The 3,575-nt window shown below is 60.6% G+C and carries 2 protein-coding genes and 2 pseudogenes; 3 read left to right on the top strand and 1 reads right to left on the bottom strand.

From position 1 onward, the window contains the following. A pseudogene (locus AB5Y85_RS10290) lies at positions 1-240 on the top strand (thiopurine S-methyltransferase); the annotation flags it as partial. Here AB5Y85_RS10290 and AB5Y85_RS10285 read toward each other — a convergent pair. Next, positions 234-440: pseudogene (locus AB5Y85_RS10285) on the bottom strand (YbaK/EbsC family protein); the annotation flags it as partial. The pseudogenes AB5Y85_RS10290 and AB5Y85_RS10285 sit on opposite strands and share 7 nt — an antisense overlap. A gap of 166 nt (positions 441-606) precedes the next feature. Between AB5Y85_RS10285 and AB5Y85_RS10280 the strand changes: the two are divergent. Together AB5Y85_RS10280 and AB5Y85_RS10275 are read left to right on the top strand one after the other, a co-directional pair. Beyond that, the gene (locus AB5Y85_RS10280; RefSeq protein WP_257688134.1) at positions 607-3,033 is read left to right on the top strand and encodes a DNA polymerase II; all 2,427 of its coding nucleotides are present in this window, start codon (positions 607-609) and stop codon (positions 3,031-3,033) included. A gap of 74 nt (positions 3,034-3,107) precedes the next feature. Next, positions 3,108-3,359: a DinI family protein gene (locus AB5Y85_RS10275; RefSeq protein ID WP_005333426.1), complete on the top strand. Its 252-nt coding sequence runs from the start codon at positions 3,108-3,110 to the stop codon at positions 3,357-3,359. The last annotated feature ends 216 nt before the right edge of the window (positions 3,360-3,575 follow it).

Here is a 3,575-nt window from a genome sequence, read left to right as displayed (position 1 = left end):
TGGCATCAGCGTTGGGAAGAGAACCGGATTGGCTTTCATCAGGCGGACTTCAACCACTGGCTGCAATCCTGGTGGTCAGCCCAGCAAGCGGACGATCCGGTGCTGGTTCCCCTGTGTGGCAAGTCCCGCGACATGCTCTGGCTGAGCGCTCAGGGCCATCCGGTCGACGGTTTCGAGCTATCGAGCCTTGCCATCAGTCAGTTCTTCAGTGAAAACCAGCTCGCCGCGACCGTGAGCGCCTTGAGGTCGACCCGGTGATCCTCCGGACTCACCACCAGAAACAGCCGCTCGCTTTTCGGATCGCGCAAAAAGAGGTTCTTGGTCTTGGCGGCGGGCAGGTCGGGCAGCAGCCTGCTCGCCTCCTCACAGGTAAACACCGGAGGATAGTCAAAGCGCTGGTAGGGGATAGCCAGCTGATCCAGCAGGGAATAGATTGCCACAAAGACTCCTTTCGTCGGCGAAGAGTGGTCAGAACGGGATGGGCGGGAATAACGGCCGGATCGAGCTTACCAGTTTGACTCCCGCCTCGCAGCCAGCGTGACGATTGCGAGCAGGCACTGTATGAACGTACAATAGTCCCATTCTCGGACAGCCCCTTTACGCTTCATGACTGCAACCCAGCCCACCGTACCCGCCACTCCGCCGCTCGACGGTTTTATCCTGACCCGCCATGGTCGGGACGTGCGCGGCCGCAACGGGCTGCCTGCAACCACCGAAATCGTGATGTGGCTCTGGAGCGCGCAGGGGCCGGTACGGGTGGTGGTGCCGGGGCAGGAGCCGGTGTTCTTCCTGCCACAGAGCCATATGGCAGAAGCCGCCGAGCTGTTCAAAGGGGCCGGGGTGAGCGGGCGGTTTCGCCGCCTGCCGATGCACACTTTCGATGGCCGCCCTGTGGTGGGCTGCTATTTCGCTACCCTGAGTGCCTTTCACCGCGCTATCGAGCTGCTGCTCATTCGCGGACTGGAGCACTTCGAGGCGGATATCCGGCTGCCGGAGCGTTTTCTGATGGAGCGTTTCATCACCGCTGGCGTGCGCTTCGATGGCCGGGCGGTAAAAAAGGGGGGCAAGCAGGGCTACTGGGAGGTGAACGAGGCGCGCTGCGCGCCGCAGGCGGTGACGCCAACCCTCTCCAGGGTGTCGCTGGATGTGGAGTGCGCCATGGACGGGGCGCTGTTCTCGGTCGGTCTTTACAGCGAGCAGGATGCGCGGGTCATCATGATCGGCACCCCGGAGGCGGATGCCGAGAGCTGGGGCACCCAGGTCCAGTGGGTAGAGGACGAGAGCGCCCTGCTGAGTGCGCTGGAGAGCTGGTTCAGCCTGCATGACCCCGATCTGGTCATCGGCTGGAACGTGGTCAACTTTGATTTTCGCCTGCTGCTACGCCGCGCCGAGCTTAACAAGCGGCGGCTGCGGCTCGGGCGGGGTCGTGAGCTCTGCTTCTGGCGCTCGTCACGGGGCGATCCCCAGACTGGCAACGTCATCATTCCCGGGCGCATGGTGCTCGACGGCATCGATACCCTCAAAAGCGCCACCTGGCAGTTTGCCAGCTACAGCCTGGATGCGGTGGCGAGCGAACTGCTCGGCCGTGGCAAGGATATTGAGGATGTGGCCAATCGGGGGGAGAAGATCACCGAGCTGTTCCACTCCGACAAGGAGGCGCTCGCCCGCTACAACCTGGAAGATTGCAAGCTGGTGTGGGAGATCTTCGACTACTGCCACCTTATCCCGTTTGCCATTGAGCGAGCCTCCCTCACTGGCCTTGAGCTGGACAGGGTAGGGGGCTCGGTGGCGGCCTTTACCAACCTCTATCTGCCGCGGCTCCATCGTGGCGGCTACGTGGCCCCCAATCTGCCGGCCGACGGGGGGCTGGCGAGCCCAGGTGGCTATGTGATGGACTCCAAACCCGGTCTCTATCGCCATGTGCTGGTACTCGATTTCAAGAGCCTCTATCCCAGCATCATCCGCACCTTCTGCATCGACCCCATGGGACTTATCGAGGGGCTGCAGCATCCCGAGCACGCCATTCCGGGCTTTCGCGGCGCCATGTTCTCCCGCGAGCGGCATTTCTTGCCGGAACTCATCGCCACCCTGTGGGCGGCGAGGGACAGAGCCAAGGCCGCCAGCAACAAGGCACTCTCCCAGGCCATCAAGATCATCATGAACTCCTTCTACGGCGTGCTGGGGTCGGGGGGCTGCCGTTTCTATGATCCGCGCCTAGCCTCGTCCATTACCCTACGTGGCCACAGCATCATGCAGCAGACCCGCGAGTGGATTGAGGCGAAGGGGTTCGAGGTGATCTATGGTGACACCGACTCCACCTTTGTTCATCTGGGCCGCGAGACCAGCCCCGATGAGGCGGACGAGATCGGCCAGCGACTGGCTCAAATGATCAACGATAACTGGGCTGCACTGATCAAGCGCGAGTTCGATCTGCCGAGTTATCTCGAGATCCAGTACGAGACCCACTATCGCCGCTTTCTGATGCCCACCATCCGCGGCTTGGAGAAGGGCAGCAAGAAGCGCTATGCGGGGCTGGTTGGCAAGGCCAGTGAGGGGAGTGAACAGCTGGTGTTCAAGGGGCTCGAATCGGTGCGCACCGACTGGACCATGCTGGCCAAGCAGTTTCAGACCCGCCTCTATGAGCTGGTGTTTCACGATGAAGATCCCAGCGGCTATGTGCGCACCATGGTGGATGAGACCCGCGCCGGTCGTCACGACGATCTGCTCATCTACCGCAAACGGCTGCGCCAGAAGCTCGAAGAGTATCAGAAGAATGTACCGCCCCATGTGCGGGCGGCGCGGCTGGCCGATGAGGAGAACCTGCGCCGCGGTCTGCCCCAGCGCTATCAGCATCGGGGCGCCATCGCCTATCTGATGACCCTCAATGGCCCCGAGCCGCTGGAGTACCGGCGCAGTGCCATCGATTACGAACACTATATCGACAAGCAGTTGCGGCCCATTGCCGATGCCATCCTGCCCTTTATCGGAGAGTCGTTCGACCGGATCTGCGGCCAGCAGCTGGATCTTTTCTGATTGGTGCAAGATGGCACTTTACTTCCCACAAATACTGGATAAAAATACAGTTATAAATCATGGAGAAGTTTCCTATGCGTCTTGAAATCATCATCGACAGAAAACATCAGATCCCGACCTCGACCATGGAGGCGCTGCGTCAGGAGCTGCTCAAGCAGCTTGGCGAAAAATTCCCCGACATCCATGTGCGGGTCGCGCCGGGCAGTGCCATGGCCCTGACCGTTAGCCGTGCCAGCAAGGAAGACAAAGAGCTGGCCGAAGCCATGGTGCAGGAGGTGTGGGAGAACGCCGAGAGCTGGATGCCGGAAGAGAACGTCGCCTCCTGATACCGCACTGTCAGTGGATAACTCGGGCGGTGGATAAACGGGTATGCCCGCTACTGATCCGTTGATCTTCGGACAACAAAAAACGCAGCCAGGTGGCTAATGCCAGTCAGTTAAGCCTGATTGGCATTGTTTTTATTGGCTTTTTTCACCGCATACTTTTGTGGTCTTGCCTTCACACTGCGGGGATAACTCCGCTCCCTTCGCTCCGGTAATACA

Origin of the sequence: Aeromonas sp. R3-1, from assembly GCF_040908345.1 — a bacterium.
GTDB classification, from domain to species: domain Bacteria; phylum Pseudomonadota; class Gammaproteobacteria; order Enterobacterales; family Aeromonadaceae; genus Aeromonas; species Aeromonas veronii.
The sequence above is the reverse complement of the archived record's forward strand: the minus strand, read 5'-3'. Positions and strand labels throughout refer to the sequence as shown.

Coding starts and splice junctions, on each gene's coding strand:
- AB5Y85_RS10280 (WP_257688134.1), top strand. CDS start 607: ATGACTGCAACCCAGCCCACCGTACCCGCCACTCCGCCGCTCGACGGT.
- AB5Y85_RS10275 (WP_005333426.1), top strand. CDS start 3,108: ATGCGTCTTGAAATCATCATCGACAGAAAACATCAGATCCCGACCTCG.